The organism is Novosphingobium sp. BAM6 (genome assembly GCF_057784955.1).
Window position 1 is genome coordinate 325,450 of record NZ_JBYNTR010000001.1, and the last position, 18,705, is coordinate 344,154.

18 protein-coding genes and 1 other RNA gene are annotated in these 18,705 nt (G+C 62.6%); 14 read left to right on the forward strand and 5 right to left on the reverse strand.

Going from position 1 to position 18,705, the window contains the following annotated elements:
• Positions 1-11 precede the first annotated feature (11 nt).
• Positions 12-392: a winged helix-turn-helix transcriptional regulator gene (locus tag AC3EC3_RS01675; RefSeq protein WP_488487970.1), complete on the reverse strand. Its 381-nt coding sequence runs from the start codon at positions 390-392 to the stop codon at positions 12-14.
• A 105-nt stretch (positions 393-497) separates the two neighbouring features.
• On the opposite strand from AC3EC3_RS01675, the gene AC3EC3_RS01680 reads away from it, so the two are divergent.
• From AC3EC3_RS01680 to AC3EC3_RS01690, 3 genes are all read left to right on the forward strand, one after another.
• A complete protein-coding gene (locus tag AC3EC3_RS01680) occupies positions 498-1,247 on the forward strand; it encodes an SDR family oxidoreductase (protein WP_488487971.1) in 750 nt (249 codons plus the stop codon).
• Positions 1,248-1,347: 100 nt separating this feature from the next.
• Positions 1,348-1,761 (forward strand): DUF2946 family protein, encoded by a 414-nt coding sequence (locus AC3EC3_RS01685; protein ID WP_488487972.1) that lies wholly within the window; start codon positions 1,348-1,350, stop codon positions 1,759-1,761.
• 98 nt (positions 1,762-1,859) lie between these two features.
• Positions 1,860-4,013, forward strand: a complete 2,154-nt coding sequence (locus AC3EC3_RS01690; RefSeq protein ID WP_488487973.1) for a TonB-dependent receptor — start codon at positions 1,860-1,862, stop codon at positions 4,011-4,013.
• An 84-nt stretch (positions 4,014-4,097) separates the two neighbouring features.
• Here the strand turns inward: AC3EC3_RS01690 and rpoH are convergent, their stop codons facing one another.
• Entirely contained in the window at positions 4,098-5,003 is a 906-nt protein-coding gene (rpoH, locus tag AC3EC3_RS01695) for an RNA polymerase sigma factor RpoH (protein WP_260927476.1), read from the reverse strand.
• Between the two features lie 97 nt (positions 5,004-5,100).
• Entirely contained in the window at positions 5,101-6,045 is a 945-nt protein-coding gene (locus AC3EC3_RS01700; RefSeq protein ID WP_488487974.1) for an RluA family pseudouridine synthase, read from the reverse strand.
• 19 nt (positions 6,046-6,064) lie between these two features.
• Between AC3EC3_RS01700 and AC3EC3_RS01705 the strand changes: the two genes are divergently transcribed.
• From AC3EC3_RS01705 to rnpB, 4 genes are all read left to right on the forward strand, one after another.
• The gene (locus tag AC3EC3_RS01705; protein WP_488487975.1) at positions 6,065-6,478 is read left to right on the forward strand and encodes a M67 family metallopeptidase; all 414 of its coding nucleotides are present in this window, start codon (positions 6,065-6,067) and stop codon (positions 6,476-6,478) included.
• An 88-nt stretch (positions 6,479-6,566) separates the two neighbouring features.
• Positions 6,567-7,208: a histidine phosphotransferase family protein gene (locus AC3EC3_RS01710; protein ID WP_488487976.1), complete on the forward strand. Its 642-nt coding sequence runs from the start codon at positions 6,567-6,569 to the stop codon at positions 7,206-7,208.
• Between the two features lie 49 nt (positions 7,209-7,257).
• A complete protein-coding gene (locus AC3EC3_RS01715) occupies positions 7,258-7,962 on the forward strand; it encodes an N-acetylmuramoyl-L-alanine amidase (RefSeq protein ID WP_488489168.1) in 705 nt (234 codons plus the stop codon).
• 9 nt (positions 7,963-7,971) lie between these two features.
• An RNA gene (gene rnpB / locus AC3EC3_RS01720) (RNase P RNA component class A) lies at positions 7,972-8,415 on the forward strand.
• A gap of 48 nt (positions 8,416-8,463) precedes the next feature.
• On the opposite strand, the gene AC3EC3_RS01725 is transcribed toward rnpB, so the two are convergent.
• Complete coding sequence (locus AC3EC3_RS01725) at positions 8,464-9,219, reverse strand: metallophosphoesterase (protein WP_488489169.1); 756 nt, start codon at positions 9,217-9,219, stop codon at positions 8,464-8,466.
• Between the two features lie 287 nt (positions 9,220-9,506).
• Between AC3EC3_RS01725 and AC3EC3_RS01730 the strand changes: the two genes are divergently transcribed.
• Positions 9,507-10,271 carry a TorF family putative porin gene (locus AC3EC3_RS01730; protein ID WP_488487977.1) on the forward strand — a complete coding sequence of 255 codons (765 nt, stop codon included), beginning with the start codon at positions 9,507-9,509 and terminating at the stop codon, positions 10,269-10,271.
• Between the two features lie 220 nt (positions 10,272-10,491).
• Entirely contained in the window at positions 10,492-10,920 is a 429-nt protein-coding gene (locus tag AC3EC3_RS01735) for a VOC family protein (protein ID WP_260927489.1), read from the forward strand.
• A gap of 48 nt (positions 10,921-10,968) precedes the next feature.
• Here the strand turns inward: AC3EC3_RS01735 and nhaA are convergent, their stop codons facing one another.
• Positions 10,969-12,201, reverse strand: coding sequence for a Na+/H+ antiporter NhaA (nhaA, locus tag AC3EC3_RS01740; protein ID WP_488487978.1), 1,233 nt, complete (start codon positions 12,199-12,201; stop codon positions 10,969-10,971).
• A 112-nt stretch (positions 12,202-12,313) separates the two neighbouring features.
• Here nhaA and AC3EC3_RS01745 point away from each other — a divergent pair, with 112 nt between their 5' ends.
• From AC3EC3_RS01745 to AC3EC3_RS01765, 5 genes are all read left to right on the forward strand, one after another.
• Positions 12,314-13,789: a glycosyl transferase family protein gene (locus AC3EC3_RS01745; protein WP_488487979.1), complete on the forward strand. Its 1,476-nt coding sequence runs from the start codon at positions 12,314-12,316 to the stop codon at positions 13,787-13,789.
• Entirely contained in the window at positions 13,789-15,048 is a 1,260-nt protein-coding gene (locus AC3EC3_RS01750; RefSeq protein WP_488487980.1) for a hypothetical protein, read from the forward strand. The genes AC3EC3_RS01745 and AC3EC3_RS01750 overlap by 1 nt, the downstream gene beginning before the upstream one ends.
• Positions 15,049-15,185: 137 nt before the next feature.
• Positions 15,186-16,100 carry a sulfite exporter TauE/SafE family protein gene (locus tag AC3EC3_RS01755; RefSeq protein WP_488487981.1) on the forward strand — a complete coding sequence of 305 codons (915 nt, stop codon included), beginning with the start codon at positions 15,186-15,188 and terminating at the stop codon, positions 16,098-16,100.
• Complete coding sequence (locus AC3EC3_RS01760) at positions 16,097-16,867, forward strand: TIGR02186 family protein (RefSeq protein ID WP_488487982.1); 771 nt, start codon at positions 16,097-16,099, stop codon at positions 16,865-16,867. The genes AC3EC3_RS01755 and AC3EC3_RS01760 overlap by 4 nt, the downstream gene beginning before the upstream one ends.
• A 92-nt stretch (positions 16,868-16,959) precedes the next feature.
• Positions 16,960-18,639: an ATP-binding protein gene (locus AC3EC3_RS01765; protein ID WP_488487983.1), complete on the forward strand. Its 1,680-nt coding sequence runs from the start codon at positions 16,960-16,962 to the stop codon at positions 18,637-18,639.
• Positions 18,640-18,705 lie beyond the last annotated feature (66 nt).

The following is an 18,705-nucleotide window of genomic DNA, read 5'->3' on the forward strand; positions in this document are numbered from 1 at the left end:
GCCGGTTTGCGCTAGTCGCGGCTGTCGAATGCCGTTCGCGCTTCGTGGACGGTATCGATATGCTTTTCGGCCCAGAGCCACACACCGCAGAACGCTTCGCCCAGGCTGTGCCCCAGTGGCGTCAGGCGATAATCCACGCGCGGTGGGATCGTGGCGTGGGCGGTGCGATCGACCAGCCCGTCGCGCTCCATCTGGCGTAGCGTCTGGGTCAGCATTTTCTGGCTGATGCCGGGAATTGCGCGGGCGAGTTCGGTGAACCGCAACTTTTCCACCTCTTCGAGCGCTTCGAGCAGCAGGAGAGTCCACTTGTCGGCGACGCGCCCGATCAGTTCATTGACCAGCGCGTCGACCTCGGGGCGATCCGAATATTCGGTGAGCGGCGCATTTCCCATTTCTTACGCTCCGGTGCGTTGCTGACAGCAAGGTGCCTTCTTTCCAGAAGAGAGCGGCACTCTAAATGAAAGTGCATCCCTTCGGCAATCAGAGGATCGAAACCCATGAAGATCAGCGGTAACACCATTCTTCTGACCGGCGGCGGCAGCGGCATCGGGCGCGAACTGGCGCGGCGCTGGCACGATGCAGGTAATGTCGTGATCGTCACGGGGCGCACGATTTCCAGCTTGCAGGACACCGCTTCTGGCTGCGAGCATATCTATGCCCGCCAGTTGGACGTCACCGATCCGGAGGCAATCAAGGCGTTCGCCGAGAGCATCGTGAAGGAATTTCCCGCGCTCAACGTGCTGGTGAACAACGCCGGGATCATGCCGCTGGAGGATGTCTCGCAGCCACGCGATCTGGAGCGTAGCGAAGCCTGCGTCACCACCAATCTGCTCGGCCCCATCCGTATGACCGACGCATTGCTGGCGCATCTTAACGCGCAGGCCGATGCGGCGATCGTCAATGTAAGCTCGGGCCTCGCCTTTGTGCCGCTGGTGCGCGCAGCGGTGTACTCTGCGACCAAGGCGGCGATCCACTCGTGGTCCGAATCGCTGCGATTCGCGCTGGAGGGTACGGTCGAGGTGATCGAACTGGCGCCGCCTGCAGTGCAGACCGAGTTGACGCCGGGCCAGTCCTCTCGCGAGGGGTATATGCCGCTGGAGGACTTCATCGATGAAGTGATGAGCCTTTTCGCGCAGCAGCCCACACCGTCGCTGATCGGCGTCGAGCGCCTCGGTTTCCTGCGCAAGGCCGAGATCGAGGGGCGCTACGATCAGGTCTTCGCCATGCTCAATGGACTGCAGCATTGATCTTGCCCATGCGGCTGTGACAATTTGCCCCGGCCGCAGCGCGTGACTTGCGCATGACTCGTTCGCCGGATTGTCTTAGGGCGATCCGGTAATGGGTGGCATGCGATCTTTCCTGCAGGGGCATCTGCGCTGGGCGATGGTGATCGTCGGGCTGGCGCTGTGCCTGAAAGCGCTGATCCCTACCGGCTTCATGCTCGGCAACGAAAACGGCGGCGTGGGTATCGAGATCTGCGGCGGCCAGATGGGCGGTGCTGCGCTGATTGAAGCGCTTGAGGCGCGGGGCGTGCATATGCCGACGCACGGCTCTACCGACAAGGCCTCTCACGAGCGCGCCAGCCAGATGTGCCCATACGGCGCGCTGGGCATGGCGATGGATACGCCGCTGCCGCCAGTGCTGCTGGCGCTGGCCATCGCCTTCCTGCTGGCGATCGGCTTCGCGCCGCAGCGCCGCATTACGCTCAGCGCCTGGCGATACCGCAGCCCGCCCCAGCGCGGACCTCCCGTTCTGTCCTGAACGTCCCTTTGCGGGGACACGCAACCTACAGACATGCGACTTTCGGCCGCGACCGGTGCAGGATGTGCGCCGTCCGGCCTGTTCAGGATGAATACCCGATGCTTAATTACACGCGCACGCTGCGCGCCCTTTTGCTGGCGAGCGCCGGCCTCGTTCCGCTTGCGGTTCACGCGGAGGATGTGCAACCTGCCGACCAGCAGGCCGATCTCCACTTCATGGTTACGAGAGACGGCGGCCCGGCTACTATCGCGACGCAGCCGCTCAACGGCGCTACGCAGGACCGGCGCGATTTTGCTCGCAAGTCAGCGGATACCAGCGACACCGCAAAGCTGCTCAGCGATTTTCCAGGTGTTGCGGTCAATACTGGCGGCGGGTTCTCCTCGATGCCCAGCATTCGTGGCCTCAGCGAGCAGCGCATCCGCATCGTTATCGATGGGGTGACCATCGACATGGCGTGCCCGAACGACATGAACACGCCGCTGTCCTATACCGACCCGCAGACGATCGCCTCGATCGCGGTAGTGCCGGGCGTGGCGCCGGTGAGCATGGGCGGCGACAACATCGGCGGCGTGATCTCCGTCGACAGCGTGGGGCCGCGTTTCAACGGGCGCGGCGGGGTGCAGCTTTCGGGCGAGGCTTCGACGTTCTATCGCAGCAACGGCGATGGCTTCGGCGGCGCGCTCAGTCTGACGGCGGCGGGCAAGAATGTCTCGCTGACCTACACCGGATCGTACACCAAGTCGGGCAACTACAACGGCGGTGGGGATCTGGGCACCGTGCATTCGAGCGAATACGAGAAGACCGATCAGGCGCTGGCCTTGGCGGTCAACAGCGATGCCGGGCTGTTCCAGTTGAAGGGCGGCTATCATCATTCGCCCTATGAGGGCTTCGTCAACCAGTGGATGGACATGACGAACAACACCTCGTGGTATCTCAACGGGCGTTGGCGCAAGACGTTCGACTGGGGCGATCTCGACTGGACGGGCAACTGGCGCGACACGCGCCATGCGATGAACTTCCTGTCGGACAAGCAGCCCGGCGACATGCCGATGCGCACCAATGTTCACACGCTCGACACCGCGCTGAAGGCGACGCTGCCGATGGGTGGCCAGGACCAGCTGCGGCTGGGCGTGGAGGCGCATCACCAGTGGCTGAACGACTTCTGGCCCCCGGTTCCGGGCGACACCACGATGATGGGGCCGGATACCTTCGTGAACGTCAACGGCGCGCATCGGGACCGGATCGGCGCCTTTGCAGAGTGGGAGAAGCACTGGTCAGACAGGCTCTCGACGCTGGTGGGCCTGCGTTATGACCGGGTGGAAATGAACACCGGCGATGTGCAGGGCTATGGCGACGGGATGATGCAGGCCGCCGATGCAGCCGCGGCGGCGGCGTTCAATGCCGCCGATCACCGCAAGGTCGATCATAACTGGAGCGGCAGCGCGATGGTCAGTTGGGCTGCCAGCTCGTTGCTGACGGTGGAGCTGGGCTATGCCCACAAGACCCGCTCGCCCAATATCTACGAACGCTACACCTGGGGGCACGGGGCGATGTCGAGCCAGATGGTCGGCTGGTATGGCGATGGCAACGGCTACTACGGCAACCTGAACCTCAAGCCCGAGCGTGCCGATACCGTCAGCGCCGCGTTCCGTCTGGCCGGGCAGCTTTCCGGCGAGCGCGACTGGTCGGTCAAGGTCTCGCCCTATTACACCCATGTCAACGACTACATCGACGCGCGTAAGGTGGCCGACCTGTCGAACGGGTTCGCGCAGTTGCAGTTCGATAACGAGCAGGCCGAGTTCTACGGTATCGACGGCTCCGCTTCGGTCACGCTGGCGAAGAGGCAGGATAGCGAGACCAGCCTCGATCTCACTGCCTCATGGGTGCATGGCGAGAACCTGAGCGATGACACGCCGCTCTATCACCAGATGCCGTTCAATGCGAAGCTGGCGCTTTCGCATCGGCAAGGGGCACTGGAAGCGGGCGCGGACTTTACCTGGGTGACGCAGAAGACCCGTGTCGATACGGCACGAAACGAGCCGGAAACCGGGGCCTATGCGCTGGTCGGCCTGAACGTCGCTTACACGATCGCAGGCGTGCGCTTCAGCGTCTCGGCGGAGAACCTGCTCGACAAGGCCTATTACCTGCCGCTCGGCGGCATGTCGCTGGGTGACTACGATGCGACCGGCGTGCTGCGTGGCGTGCCGGGCATGGGGCGTTCGGTGAACTTCGGGCTGAGCACCAGCTTCTGAGTTCACGCATAACGCTGAAACGAAAAGGCCGGACATCCCGTGTGGGAGGCCCGGCCTTTTTCATGAACTTATGCCGAGGGCCGATCAGCCTGCGGCGAGCATCCGCTTGTCCGAGGCGATGCGGTTCATCGCCTTCTGCAGCTTCTCGAAGGCGCGCACCTCGATCTGGCGCACGCGCTCGCGGCTGACGTGGTAGACTTGGCTCAGTTCTTCCAGCGTCTTGGGATCGTCGGTCAGGCGACGTTCGGTGAGGATGTCGCGCTCACGCTCGTTGAGGCCTTCCATGGCTTCCACCAGCATGTCGTGACGCACCGAAGCCTCTTCTGCATCGGCCACCGTTTCGTCCTGCAGCGGGCGGTCATCCTGCAGGATGTCCATCCACTGGCCTTCGCCTTCTTCGCGCAGCGAGACGTTGAGCGAGGCATCGCCGCCCATCATCATGCGCCGGTTCATGTTGACGACCTCGGTCTCCGACACGCCCAGCGTCGTCGCGATCTTGGCGACGTCGTCCGGGTGCAGATCGGTATCCTCGTATGCGTCGAGGTTCTTCTTCATGCGGCGCAGGTTGAAGAACAGCTTCTTCTGCGCAGCGGTGGTGCCCATCTTCACGAGGCTCCACGAACGCAGGATATACTCCTGGATCGAGGCCTTGATCCACCACATCGCATAGGTCGCGAGGCGGAAACCGCGATCGGGCTCGAACTTCTTGACGCCCTGCATCAGGCCGATGTTGCCTTCGGAGATCAGCTCGGACACCGGCAGGCCATAGCCGCGATAACCCATCGCGATTTTCGAGACGAGTCGCAGGTGGCTGGTGACGAGCTGGGCCGCCGATTCGGGATCCTGATGGTCCTGATACCGCTTGGCGAGCATGTATTCCTGCTCGGGCGACAGAAGCGGAAACTTACGGATTTCCGACAGATAGCGGTTGAGGCTCTGCTCACCGCCCAGTGTCGGCACCGTCGGCAGGTTGCGTTGCTTGTTGCTCACGATAATCCGTCCTTTCCAAGGTCGGTCTGCGGTCCAAGACCCTTGCTAGGCATCTTAACTTGCAGCCACCTGTTCGCGTTAGCACAAATCTTCGATTTCAGTGTCGCAATTCATCGATCAGTGCCTGCATGTCGGCAGGAACGGGACTGATGAAATGGACCTTCTCTCCCTTAACGGGATGGAGGAACCCGAGTTCCGCAGCATGGAGCGCCTGGCGGGAAAATTGCAGTCGCGAGAGCAACTGGCGAAGGGCGGAAGGGGTTCTGCCATAAACAGGATCCCCCAATAGCGCATGGCCGATTGACGACATGTGAACGCGTACCTGATGCGTGCGCCCGGTTTCCAGGCGGCATTCCACAAGGCTTGCGTTCTTCAGCTTTTCCATCGTTCTGAAGTGCGTGACGGCGTGCTTGCCGCGACCGTCTTCCACCAGCGCCATCTTCTTGCGGTCCGAAGTAGAGCGCCCGATCGCGCCGCGCACGGTGCCGGCCATCGGCATCGGATGCCCGCCGACGACGGCGTGATAGGCGCGCTCGATCGAATGGTCGGCGAACTGCACGGCAAGGCCCTCGTGCGCCTTGTCGGTCTTGGCGACCACCAGCAATCCCGAGGTGTCCTTGTCGATGCGATGGACGATACCGGGGCGCGCAACGCCACCGATGCCGGAAAGCTGGCCTTCGCAATGATGGAGCAGAGCATTGACCAGCGTGCCGTCGAGGTTTCCGGCGGCGGGATGGACGACGAACCCGGCGGGCTTGTCCACCACGATGAGGTATTCGTCCTCGAACACGACGCTGAGCGGAATGTCCTGCGGCTGCGCCTCGGCGGGGATCGCGGGGGGCACGTCGATGGCGAACACTGTTCCGGCAGCGATCTTGAGCGAAGCCTGTGCGGCGGGTTTTCCTGCCACCTGAATGCGGCCTTCGCCTATCAGCGCCTTGATGCGCTCGCGCGACAGACCGCTGGCCTCGGCAAGCGCCTTGTCGAGCCGCTGCCCGTCGCTGGCGATTACGCCTTCCAAGATACTTTCATGAGCCCCCATGTCTCGATACCATGTGGGGATGCCCGTCACCCTGACAAGGTCTGTCCACGCGAATCTTCTGGAAGAAGCGCGTGACCATCATCCGCGCGAGTGCTGCGGGCTGCTGCTGGGAGAGGGGGATCGTATCGACTCGCTGGTCCCTGCGCAGAATGTCGCGGGGACGCCGGAAACGCACTTTGAGATTGATCCGGTCGTTCTGTTGGCAGCGCATCGCCGTGCGCGGGAAGGTTCGGCGGCGCAGATCGTGGGCTATTATCACTCGCATCCCAACGGTTTGGCAGAGCCATCTGCCACCGACAGGCAACATTCCACCGGCGATTTGCGCATATGGGCGATCATCGCCGCCGGGCAGGTTGCATTCTTCCGCGATAGCGGGAATGGTTTTTCCAAGCTGGACGGATACGTGGCCGACGACGCCTGCACCGACATGTGAGTCGCGATGACTTTCAAATCGGACGGAGGGCGCCGCAGCAGTAGGTGCGATCCGCGTCAGGACAAGAATACGAAAGCCGGAACGTTTCATGACGACAAGTCCCGTCGAACTCGCAAGTCTCCTGTGTTCCCGCCTTTGCCATGACATGCTCAGCCCGGTCGGCGCGCTCTCCAACGGCCTCGAATTGCTGCAGGACGAGAACGACCCGGAGATGCGCAAGCGCTGCTTCGAACTGCTGGAGCAGAGCGCCAAGGTCTCCACCGACAAGCTCAAGTTCTTCCGGCTCGCATTCGGTGCGGCTGGCGGTTTCGGAGACATGGTGGCTGTGCGCGAGGCGCGCGAACTGGTCGATGCCCTGATAGCCAACAATGCTCGCATCTCGGTGAACTGGGTGCTGCGCAGCGAGCAACTGGCCAAGCCTGCGATAAAGACTCTGCTGAATTTCGCGCTGATCGGCATCGATGCCCTGCCGCGCGGCGGTACGCTGGACATCGCGGCCGAACTGAGCGGGGGCGTGACCGAGATCGCCATGCGCGCGAGCGGCCCGCGAATCGCTTTCGACCGGGATATCGGCCGTGCGCTGGAAGGCACGCTACCGGACGGAGAGCTGTCGAGCCGCACGGCACCTGCCGCGATGGTGCAGCAACTGGCCAAGGCACTGGGCGGTCAGGTCCAGTCGATGCTGACGGATGACGCGCTGGTGCTCGGCGCAGTGCTTCCTTCGGTCTGAGGCGGGGGAGGGCGGCAGGATGAACAGCGGCCCGGTCAATCAGTGGCCAATCAATCGCTGGCTGGTCAACCGGATCGTGGCCTCGCCCAACCACAATGTCCGCAAGCGCCCGATCTCGATGGTCGTGCTGCACTATACCGGCATGAAAGGCGCCGACGAGGCGCTGGAGCGGATGTGCGATCCCGAGGCGGAAGTCTCCGCGCACTACATGATCGACGAGGAAGGCATCGTCACTTCGCTGGTGCCCGAGGAGCGCCGGGCGTGGCACGCGGGGCGCTCGTCTTGGCGTGGCGAGACCGATGTGAACTCGGCCAGCATCGGCATTGAGCTGGTCAATCCGGGGCACGAGTGGGGGTATCGCCCGTTCCCCGAGCCGCAGATGGATGCGCTGCTGCCGTTGCTGGCCGACATCATCGATCGCCACGACATTCCGCGCGCCAACGTGGTCGGCCATTCGGATGTGGCCCCGGCGCGCAAGACCGATCCGGGCGAATACTTCGACTGGGCGCGTCTCGGCGAACTCGGCCTCGCGCTGGATATTCCGGCGGCGAAGATGAACCTGTTCTACGATAATCCGGGTGCCTTCTTCCTCGCGCTGGAGCGGTTCGGCTACGATATCTCTGATCAACCGGCTGCCGTCACCGCGTTCCAGCGCCGCTGGAGGCCGGAAATCATTGACGGCGAGGTCGATGGACAGATCGGCGGAATTCTCTTCGAACTGCTGTTGGAGCGCGACACGGGTCGTGCTAGGTGACCGCTCGTGCCGGGGAGCCGGGCAGCCGCGTCATCCTTCGGGATGCCGAGGAAAGTCCGGGCTCCACGAAACAAGGGTGGCGGGTAACGCCCGCCGGGCGAGCAGGGCTTTCAGGCCCTCGCGAAGCTTAGGGAAAGTGCCACAGAGAGCAGACCGCCCAAGGATTTAGGTCCCAGGGTAAGGGTGAAAGGGTGCGGTAAGAGCGCACCGCGTCTCCGGTAACGGAAGGCGGCAAGGCAAACCCCACCCGGAGCAAGACCGAATAGGGGCTGCTGGCCATGCTTGCATGGCGGGTTCGTTTCGTACCCAGGCAGCCCGGGTTGGTCGCTGGAGCGGCGTGGCAACGCGTCGCCAAGAGGAATGGCTGCCATCGGGCGTAAGGTCCCCCGTGCAAGGAAACTTGGGGGGAGACCACGCCCGTTACAGAACCCGGCTTACAGGCTCCCCGGCACTCTGGGCTTTGTTTGGCCCCCTTTTTCCGACATCGGTGCAAGCCGTGAATCAGGCAGGCAGCAGTGCAGCTGCTACGGGCCCCTCGGCTGTCTCGCTCGCCTGGATCAGCCAGCGTTCGGAGCCTTGTAGTCCAAGTGCGGTCAAGCGGCCGTGGACGTAGGATCCGGTGTCTATGCCGATGCGATTGGAGCGAAAATCAGGCTCTTCGAAGATCGTGTGGCCATGGACAACCACGGCCCCGAAATCACCCCGATGGCTGAGAAATGGCTCGCGAATCCAGCGGCAGTCCTGCGCCATCTGGCGTTCCAGCGGCACGCCGGGCCGGATTCCGGCATGCACGAAAAGGTAACCGCCGATAGCGTTCGAGTTTCTGAACCCGTCGATGAACGCGAAATCCTCTTCCGGGATGGCAGTACACATCGCGCGCTGGATGTCTTCGAGATCGCCGCCGTCGAGCAGGGCTTGCGGCACACCGTAGGAGCGCAAGGTCTCGAAACCGCCGAATTTCAGGAACATGCGCAAGGCGTCCAGATCGTCACGCGCGCGGATCATCTGTTCTTCATGATTGCCCTTGATCAGCACCAGCGAACGTTGCGTGGACCATTCGCGGACCCTGCGCAGGACGCCGGCACTGTCGGGACCGCGATCCACCAGATCGCCAAGCATGACGATGCTGACATGCGCAGATGGGCGACTGGCGTCATCGCTTTCTATTGCGGAGATGAGCGTGTCGAGCAAATCCAGGCGACCATGCACGTCGCCGATCGCGTAAACGCGTTCACCGGGCGGGACTGTTGCGGTGATCGACCCTGCACGGGCAGGTTTGAAGCGGTTGAAAAAGCCTAGCATGCGTTCCAGAGACTATAGTCTTCGGTTGGCGACATGACAACATGCAAGCAAATCCTGCGCCTAGTGGCGTAAAATCAACACATTGTTGCACGAATGTAAGGCGAAAGAAGATTTTTCTTGTGCGGTGCACTGGTGCGGTGCAGCATATGACCTGTCGACGGCAGGTGACGCCCAGCAAGAGGTGCAGTCCGGCGGCGCAGGTGGGACGAAGAACCCATAAAGAACATGTGAGGGAATACACAATGCAGACGTCTGTCCGCGGCCTTCTGGCCGCCTGCCTTCTCGCGGGTACTGCACTCGCGGCAACTCCGGCGCTGGCCGATGACGCGGATGCTCCCAAGGCGATCACCATTACCGGCAACGTGGCGCTGACCACCGACTACCGCTTCCGCGGCGTGTCGCTGTCGGGCGGCGATCCGGCGATCCAGGGCGGTATCACGATTACCCATGAAAGCGGCTTCTATGTCAGCACCTGGTCCTCTTCGCTTCAGCAGACAGATGTCTATGGTAGCCAGGAACTCGATCTGATCGGTGGCTGGAGCGGCAACATCGGTGGCGGGCTCAAGCTCGACGCGGGTCTGCTGTACTACGTCTATCCAAGCGGCCATGTCGGTAACGGCAACTATTGGGAGCCGTACGCTTCGGTTTCGGGAACGGTCGGCCCGGCTTCGCTCAAGCTCGGGGTGGCTTATGACTGGAAGCAGAAGGGTGTAACCACCTATGCCGGTAACAAGGCCGACAACCTTTACCTTTACGGCAATGTCGATGTCGCCATTCCCAAGACCCCGCTGACGGTTTCCGGGCATCTCGGTTACACCGATGGTACTCTGGCCCCGGGCTATCTGACGGGCAATGGCGACAAGACCGGCTGGGATTATTCGATCGGTGCTTCGGCAACCGTCTACGGTCCGCTGTCGATCGGCGTGTCCTACATCGGCGTGAGCGGCCCTTCGGTGGACGGCTATACCGACGATACCGTGGTCGGGACGCTTACCGCATCGTTCTGATCTTAGCGATTTCCATGTGCGAAGCCCGTCCGGAGCGATCCGGGCGGGCTTTTGCTTATGGGTGTCATAACGCTGCGGGGGTGGAGTGAAGCGGTGGTTTGGGTTTAGATGGCCTGTCGATGGTGAACGGCACCGTGCCTTTCAGGCAATCCCATGGCCGGTTGCACCGCGTCACTGCCAGACGGGCCAGAACGGCCTGTCGAATCAGGGAAATATCGCTTTGACCAAATATCTGCATAGCATGATCCGGGTGACTGACCCGGACGCTACGATTGCCTTCTTCGACTTGATTGGCGTGAAGGAAACGCGCCGTTTCTCATCAGAGCAGGGGCGCTTCACGCTGATCTATCTGGCCGCGCCGGGGCAGGATGCAGAGGTCGAACTGACCTATAACTGGCCGGCGGAAGGCGGCGCTGGCGAAACCTATACCGGTGGGCGCAATTTCGGTCATCTCGCCTTCGAGGTCGAGGACATCTATGCAACCTGCCAGACGCTGCTGGATGCAGGGGTGACGATCAACCGTCCGCCGCGCGATGGCCATATGGCTTTTGTCCGTACGCCTGACGGCATCTCCATCGAACTGCTTCAGGACGGTCGCCTGCCGCCGCAGGAGCCTTGGGCGAGCATGGAAAACACCGGAACCTGGTAAGCCGAGTGCAGGGCAACGAGGTGCACGGCCTCGTCGCCCTGCGTTCGATCAGGTTGAAGGTGCAATTGGAATCACTGTCGTCGTGATGGCTTGGTTTGCCGTGTGTGATGGCGTCAGTCGCAGGATCACATAACCCAGAAGGGCCGAAAGAACCGAACCGGTCAGTACGCCGAGCTTGGCTTCCTCTACCAGATGAGGGTGATCGGGAAACGCCAGTGCAGCGATGAAAAGGCTCATCGTGAAGCCGATCCCGCATAATACCGACAGGCCCCATAGCTGGGCCCATGTCGTTCCGGCAGGGCGTGGGGCGATCCCCAGCCGGTCCACTACGACGATTGCAGTGAAGATGCCGGCCTGCTTGCCGAGAAACAGGCCTGCTGCCACGCCCAGCGGAACCGGGTCGAGCAGACCAGCCAGCCCGATTCCGGCCAAAGCAACTCCAGCATTGGCAAATCCGAACAGCGGTACGATCACATAGCTGTTCCAGGGCACCAGGGCATGTTCCAGTCTGAGCAGCATCGAATCGCCCTTGAGTGGGCGGAGCGGAATGCAGAAAGCGGCGAGAACTCCGGCGATGGTCGCATGGATTCCGGAATTGAGCACGCACAGCCACAGCCCCAAAGCGAGTGCCAGATAAGGCGGAACGCTGGCCACCCCGCGTCGGTTGAGCAGGATCAGGACGCCCAGGCACAGGATCGCTCCCAAGGCCCAGGCCATGGCGATTTGCGCCGTGTAGAACAGTGCAATGATGAGTACCGCGCCCAGATCATCGACGATGGCGACTGTGAGCAGGAACAGCCGCAGCGAAGGTGGAATACGCTTGCCCAGCATGGCAAGCACGCCGACCGCGAATGCAATGTCGGTTGCTGCGGGTATCGCCCAGCCGCGCGGGATAGGCGCAGCGGATCCCGCGAAGACTAGATAGAGCAGCGCCGGCCCGGCCATCCCGGCCATTGCGGCTATAACCGGCAGACGCCGCCGAGCCGGGTTGGAAAGGTCGCCATCGAGCACCTCGCGCTTGATCTCGAGGCCGACGACAAAGAAGAATATCGCCATAAGGCCGTCGTTGATCCAGGCATGCAGCGTATTCAGCGCGGCAAGTGGCATCCATGCAAATTCGTGATGGAAGATGTCATGGTAAATGCCGGAGGCGGCGCTGTTGGCCATGATCATCGCCAATACCGCAACGGCGATCAGCATCAGTCCTGCTGATGCTTCGCCTCTCATTAACTTTGTGAAACCGCACGCTAGCGTGTTGGCCAAGTGGCGGCGCGCAGTCATACAGTTGTCCTCGGGTAAATACTGAGTTCGAGATTCTGGTTCATTGGCCGCAGCCTACCGTGTGCTTCGGGAAAGGACCAGTATTGCGGGTTCTGAATCGTCGGGGGGCGGCTTGGATACAGCGAACATCATTGGCGCGGCGCTGGCGGCCTTGCAGACGCTTGAGCGCGAACTGCTGCTGTTTTCCGCGTTCTGGGTGCTGGTCGGTGCCTGCGACGATCTGGTGGTGGACGGAATCTGGCTTTGGCTCAAGGTCCGCGGTCGCACCCTTGAGCACACACTGCACGCAGGTGAAGCGCAAGCGGAACTGCAAGGTCATGCTGCGGTGTTGATCGCTGCCTGGCAGGAGGCGCAGGTGATCGGGCACACGATAGCTCATGCGCGTTTGGCCTGGGCCCAATCGAATATGCGCCTTTATATCGGCTGTTATCCCAACGATGCGGACACCATTCTGGCGGCGATGGCCGGTGCGGGGGGCGATGCACGGATACGAATCGTGGTTCACGATCAACCGGGCCCCACCACCAAGGCGGATTGCCTCAACCGTCTTTATGTAGCGCTTTGTGCGGATGAGCGGGCGCAAGGCATGCGATATCGCGCTGTGCTGCTGCATGATTCCGAAGATATGGTACACCCGGCCGAACTGGCGGTGATCGATGCTGCACTTGACCGGCTGGATTTTGTCCAACTCCCGGTCCGCCCCGAGCCGCAGGTCGGTTCGCGCTGGGTGGCCGGGCATTATATCGACGAATTTGCAGAAGCGCACGGTAAGGCCATGGCGGTACGCGATGCCGTTGGTGCGGGAATTCCCGCAGCAGGCGTGGGGTGCGGGTTCTCTCGCCGTATGCTCGCGCGGATTGCCGAGCGGCGGCTACGCGACGGCGAATGCGGGCCGTTTGCTGCGGATTGCCTGACCGAGGATTATGAACTGGGCCTGCTGGTCGGGCGCGAGGGAGGGGCGGCAGGGTTTCTGCGGATTCGGGACGAGACAGGCCAGCTTGTCGCCACCCGGGCCTATTTTCCGGCCTCGCTCGATGCCGCTATCCGTCAGAAGGCGCGCTGGGTTCATGGGATCGCGTTCCAGAGTTGGGAGCGGCTCGGCTGGGATCGCAGTATCGTCGATCGCTGGATGGCGTTGCGCGACCGGAAGGGGCCGATGACAGCTCTCGTCTTCGCCTGCGGTTACATGCTGGTGATTGTGGAAGCGTTGTTGGCCTATCCTCGCTCGCAGGGGCTGGCGGCCATTTCGTCCCGGCCTCTGGTCATCGAGACAATACTCTGGGCCTGCATGATGGCACTGGTCTGGCGCGTGCTGTTTCGTATCTGGTTCACCGCGCGCGAATACGGACTGCGCGAGGGCATGATGGCGATAGCGCGTATTCCGGTGGGCAATGCCATCGCCATTCTCGCGGCGCGCCGTGCGTTGCTGGCTTATGCACGCACGCTTTATGGCGAAGCGGTGCGCTGGGACAAAACCGTCCATGATCGTCATCCCGTGCAGGCGCTTGCAGCGGACAGGAGCCTTCCCAGGTGGCCTGTGCATCCAGGGCAGTCGCATCTGGCGTTCGTGCCGGGCGTCGCTGCGTGATGGGTAGCAAGGGGCAGCCGATCCTGGTGATGGCGGCGCTGCTGTCCGGCTGGGTTGGGGGACGTGCAATGAACTGGGAGAGCATTTCCGCTTCGGCAACGACGGATGGTGGGCTTTCCGGGCTGCATCCGGAAAACGCGGCGCCTGCGAGAGCGGAGCGAGTGGCCTATGCCATGGTCAGCGGCCCGCAATCCTATCAGGCAGGAAGCGACGGTGCGGCTTTCTCGGCAGCTGGCGATGATCTGCTGGTGCAACCCGACCTCATCCCAATTCCGGCGGGTGTTCCGCGTTATTATTATGCGGGCTCTAGTTGCAGGACGTGTAGTGACGGCCCTGCAGGAGCGCCGGTTCGTGTTCTGACACGCGGGTATTCCTCTATGCCTGCGGTAGAAGAATGGGGGCCGAGCGCTGCGATGTTCGCGCCGGCGGGGTATCGCGTAGAACGCCATTCTTTGGCCTCGGTGCGAGAAGTCGAACCTTCCGTAGCGGTCCGGCACGATTATCCTTCGATGCCGTCGCTGCTGGGGCTGGATTCGCAGCCGAACGGCGCGGGGCAGGCAAGCCGCGATGCAGCGGGGGCGACGCCGGAAGCAGCAAAGCCGCGTCGCTGGTCGATGGATGCCTGGGCGTTCATGCGACGCGATGGCGATCTTCAGCTGGCCAATGGCTTGCTTCCGGCGACTTATGGCGCGAACCAGATAGGCAGTGTACTGCGTTTTCGACTGATGCCGCGCAACCGGCTGGCACCGGCGCTCTACCTGCGCACCGATTCAACAACGGGCGCCGGGCGTTATGCTACGGTGGCGGCAGGCGTTTCGTTGCGGCCGCTGAAGCGCCTGCCGGTCACGATTGCGCTCGAAGGGCGTATGCTCGACGATCCGGCGGGACGGCATTATCAGCCTGCCGTGCTCGCAGTCACGCAATTGCCGCGTTTCCGCCTGCCACATGGTCTGGCAGGCGATGTCTATGCGCAGGGCGGTTGGGTCGGTGGGCGCTATGCCACGCCGTTTGCCGACGGACAGGTGCGGATCGACCATGGTTTGCTTACGCTGGGCAAGCTGGAGACGCGCATCGGCGCAGGGAGTTGGGGGGGCGTACAGCGGGGCGCTTCGCGCCTTGACGTGGGGCCAACGATGTCGATCTCCTTCCCGTTGACGCGCCGCGTGTTCGGGCGCGCGGCAATCGACTGGCGGGTGAGGGCACTGGGTAATGCGCAGCCGGGCTCGGGGCCGGCACTGACGCTGTCGGCAGGGTTCTGATCAGACGCTTGCTTCCTCGGCCGAAACATGACGATGCGATAAAAATGACAGCCGTTGCACAAGATCGGCGGCAAACCGATGGAAACCTCTTCAAGCCGCTTTCCTCGCCTCGCGCGCTGCGGTAGCGAAGAGGGTGCATGGACGTCTACCTTCCCATCGCCAATCTTTCCGTCAACGGGCTGATCATCGTCGGTCTGGGCGTAATCACCGGGCTGCTCTCGGGGATGTTCGGCGTGGGTGGGGGGTTCCTGACCACACCGCTGATGATCTTCTACGGCATTCCGCCAACGGTCGCTGCCGCCTCTGCTGCCAGTCAGGTTACGGGGGCTAGTGTTTCAGGCGTCTTCGCCCACTCGCGGCGGGGCAACGTGGACTATCATATGGGCGCGGTGATGGTGGTCGGCGGGATCATCGGCACCGGGATCGGTGCGGTGCTGTTCCGCCTGCTGCAGCAGCTTGGCCAGATCGATACCGTCATCAGCCTTCTTTACGTGGTGATGCTGGGGTCCATCGGTTTTCTGATGGCGCGCGAGAGCATCCAGTCGATCCGGGCCGAGCGTAGCGGCGTGCCGATCGCTGCGAAGAAGCGCCGCCATCACCCGATCGTGGCGACCTTGCCACTACGCTGGCGGTTCTATCGTTCCGGGCTCTACATTTCGCCGCTGGCGCCGCTCCTGCTGGGGATGGGAACGGGTATCCTCACAATGCTGATGGGCATCGGTGGCGGCTTCATCCTGGTGCCGGCGATGCTCTACATTTTGGGTATGAGCGCGAATGTGGTGGTCGGCACCTCGCTGTTCCAGATCCTGTTCGTCACCATTGCCACCACGATGATGCATGCGATGACCACCAAGGCGGTGGACATCGTGCTGGCCTCGCTTTTGCTGTTCGGTTCGGTGACGGGCGCGCAACTGGGCGCGCAGTTCGCGCAGAAGGCAAGCCCGGTGAAGCTGCGCCTGATCCTTGCCGTGATCGTGCTGCTGGTTGCGGCTCGTATGGCCATGGGGCTCGGTTATCGGCCTGACGACATCTACACGGTGGCCCCGCTATGAGGCGCAGCCGCGCCTGCCAGCTTGCCCTTGCCGCGTTTGCCGTAGTCCTTCTGGGAGGCGCGCGGGATCCCATTCTCGTGCCAGAAATCTCACAACACGAAGTCGATCTGCAGCAGGGGTTCACCGGCACGGAACTGCTGCTGTTTGGTGCGATCCTGTCACCCGACGGGCAGCGCGCGGCACAGGACTACGATATCGTCGTCGTGCTGAAAGGGCCGACCAGTTCCATCGTCGTGCGCGAAAAGCAGAAGGTCGCAGGCATCTGGATCAACGCGGCAAGCACCGAACTGCGCTCAGCCCCGTCCTACTATGCGGTCGCCTCCAATCGCCCGATAGACCAGATCGTCGATGACAAGACGGCCGCGATCTACGAGCTGGGTCTGAAATGGCTGCAACTCTCGCCGATCGGCGCGATTGATCCGGAAGAGCAGGTGCGCTTCGCCAAGGGGCTGGTCGAACTCAATCGCAGCAATGGCCTGTATCGTGAGGAGGAAGGCGCGGTGAAGGTCAGCGAAGGCGTGCTCTATCAGGCACGTATCGGATTACCCTCGCGCGTGCCGACGGGTGTCTATACCGCCGAGACCTTCGCCATTGCGCACGGCGTCGTGGTGGCGTCTGCCAGCAGCACTGTAGAAGTTCGCAAGCAGGGAATGGAGCGGGTCATCGCCGATTTCTCGCAGAAGGACGGTTTTCTCTACGGCTTGCTGGCGGTCACGGTTTCGGTGGCGATGGGCTGGATCGCGGGTCGCCTGTTCTCCAGACGATGATGCATTCTGCTCTGTCCAGATGGTGGAATTAGGACGATCTTAACCGTGTGTGCGTAGCCCTTTGTCATAAAGATCAGGGGCGCGGTCACTTCATGAATCAAATGCTTGGCGATGCCATTTCCAAACAGGCGCCTGCAGCGCAGGGCGACCCTGTACGCCGTCCGGTAGCGACTGCGCTCGGGCCGATCGGTATCGTGCTGGGCATCGGCGGTGCAGGCAGCCGGGTCGCGCTGGACCTTGCCGCCATTCACCGCTGCCAGAGCGATCTCGATCCCACGGTCGCGCTGGCCGGACAGGTCGGCAGCCAGATCAAGGTTCGCGTCGGTGGCGGGTGGCTGCTGGCCAGCGTGCGCAACCAGTCGCTCGATGCCAATGACAACGCCATGATCATCGCGGAAGTCGACTTTCTGGGTGAGGGCGAGGAAGAGCGCCTGACCGGACGGATGCATGCTTTCCGTCGCGGTGTAACATGGTATCCCGTGCCCGGCGCCGAGGTCTATCCCGCCACCACCGCCGATCTTCGCCAGATCTACGCCAGCGAGCATCACGCGGCGATCCAGATCGGCAATGTCTATCCCACCCGCGATATTCGCGCTGCGCTGAACGTCGATGCGCTGCTGGGCAAGCACTTTGCGCTGTTGGGATCGACCGGCACCGGCAAGTCGACCAGTGCCGCGCTGATCCTGCACCGCATCTGCGACAGCGCGCCACAGGGCCATGTCATCATGATCGATCCGCACGGCGAATATGCGGCGGCGTTCAGGAACGACGGCCAGATCCTCGACGTATCGAACCTGCAGATGCCCTACTGGCTGATGAACTTCGAGGAACACTGCGAAGTGCTGCTGACCTCTCGCGGGGACCAGCGCCAGATCGATGCCGAGATCCTTGCCAAGTGCCTTCAGGAAGCGCGGGCGAAGAACCGGCTGGCCGAGCAGTTCGGCAAGGTCAGCGTCGATTCGCCGATCCCCTATCTGCTCTCCGACCTTGGGGCGATCCTCAACAACGAGATGGGCAAGCTCGACAAGGGGCACAACAGCGCGCCGTACCTGCGGATCAAGAACCGGTTGGACGAATTGCGCGGAGATCCGCGCTACCAGTTCCTGTTCTCCGGTATGCTGGTGGGCGATACCATGGCCGAGTTCATCTCGCGCGTGTTCCGCCTGCCGTCGATGAGCCGCCCGATCTCGATCATCGACGTGTCCGGGGTGCCGTCCGAAATCACTGCCACCGTTGTCGCGGTGCTGAGCCGTCTGGTATTCGACTATGCGATCTGGGCGCGTGAGGAGCGGACTCAGCCGATCCTGCTGGTTTGCGAAGAAGCCCATCGCTACGTCCCCAACGAGCGCAATGCCGATGGCTCCTCGGTCGGGCGCATCCTCTCGCGCATCGCCAAGGAAGGGCGCAAGTACGGTGTCGCGCTTGGCCTTATCACCCAGCGACCGTCCGACCTTGCCGAGGGCGTGCTTTCGCAGTGCGGCACGATCATCGCCATGCGCCTCAACAACGAGCGCGATCAGGCTTTCGTTCGCGCCGCGATGCCCGAAGGCGCACGCGGGTTTCTCGATGCGATCCCGGCCCTGCGCAACCGCGAATGCATCATCTGCGGCGAGGGTGTCTCGATCCCGATGCGCGTGACGTTCGACGATCTGGAAGCGCATCGTCGCCCGGCTTCCGCCGATCCCTCGTTCGCGGCCTCGTGGCGCGAGAGCGGCGGCGAGGAAGAGGCCGTGCGCCGTACCGTCCAGCGCTGGCGCGCGCAGGGGCGTTAAGTGTTTGTCTGAAAATGCTGGAGCGGCATTTTCAGGATGCGGCACCGGCCCTCTCCCCCACCCTGC